The following is a 1,140-nucleotide window of genomic DNA, read 5'->3' as shown; positions in this document are numbered from 1 at the left end:
TAGAGCTGGCACTCTGCCGGGGGTCTCTGGTGTCCGCCGAAGTCCGTAGTGGTCTCTGGCGGTGTGACACTCAGGACGCTAGCGGACTTGGTGTGCCAACGCAAGAGATGGCATACCAAGAGTTGAGGTTTGGCATACCAAGCTGGCTTAGACTGGGGTGGGCAGAGCGAAGAGCACTCATCGCACGAGAGGACTGAGGATGTCCGAGGTCGAGCCAGAGCACATGTACGAGCGCATCGCTACCGTGCTCCGAGACAAGATCCTCATCGGAGAGCTAGGACCGGGCGAACGGCTTCCTACTCAGGCCGCGATTAGTGCCGATTATGGCGTCTCACGGATTGTGGCTCGGAAAGCTCTGGATCTACTGGAGACCGAAGGACTCATCGACAGGATCCAGGGAGGAGGGGCGTTCGTACGGCGGTATCAGCCGTTGGTACGTCGGTCCGCACTCCACTACAAGTCCGACCCGGGGGCACCATTCGCAGAAGAAGCGCTAGCAACTGAGCGGGCGCCCCGCTACAGCTACAGCACCATTCCCGATCGGGCGGGGCCTGAAGTTGCCCAGCGTCTCAAGATTTCGGTCGGGGACGATGTGATGCGGACCCTGTACACGTCGTACGCCGATGATCAGCCGATGATGCTCGTTGACTCCTTCGAGCCACTAGCGATCACGCGCGGGACGCCGATCGAGAGGCCAGAAGAGGGGCCGCTAATGGGCGCTGGCATTGTCGATCGGTTCACCTCGATTGACATGCGGCCGACTGCGGTCGTGGAACGGCTTCGATCGCGAATGCCTCGGCCGTCCGAAGTCGAGAAACTTGAGCTTAGGCCGGGAACACCTGTGACACAAATCGTTCGGATCTCGTACTGTGGGGAAACGCCGATCGAGACCGCAGACATTCTCCTAGCAGCCGATCAGTACGAACTTGAGTACGCCGTGAAGGTCGATCCCAAGGAATAGTCTTTACCCACGCTCCGCGGCGCAGCGGAAGGCCGGATGCCTCTGGGAGGTGTCTGGCCTTCCCCTCTTGAGTGCCGATTGCCGTAGCCGTCACGAACCGTGACGGGCGCGCGGTCCCTTGAGAGGGCACTCAAGAGGGGGGCGCCCGGTCGTCTTGCGTCGAGGGGTAGCCGTACCAG

At 61.1% G+C, this 1,140-nt stretch carries 1 protein-coding gene; it reads left to right on the top strand.

From position 1 onward, the window contains the following. Positions 1–199 precede the first annotated feature (199 nt). Positions 200–961, top strand: coding sequence for a GntR family transcriptional regulator (locus AF1_RS32655; RefSeq protein WP_067808226.1), 762 nt, complete (start codon positions 200–202; stop codon positions 959–961). The last annotated feature ends 179 nt before the right edge of the window (positions 962–1,140 follow it).

This window comes from Actinomadura formosensis NBRC 14204 (genome assembly GCF_001552155.1).
Lineage (GTDB): Bacteria > Actinomycetota > Actinomycetes > Streptosporangiales > Streptosporangiaceae > Spirillospora > Spirillospora formosensis.
Note: the sequence above shows the minus strand (reverse complement) of the source record. Positions and strands in the feature narration are given on the sequence as shown.

Excerpts from the sequence above, each read along its gene's own strand:
- AF1_RS32655 (WP_067808226.1), top strand. The coding sequence starts at position 200 with ATGTCCGAGGTCGAGCCAGAGCACATGTACGAGCGCATCGCTACCGTG.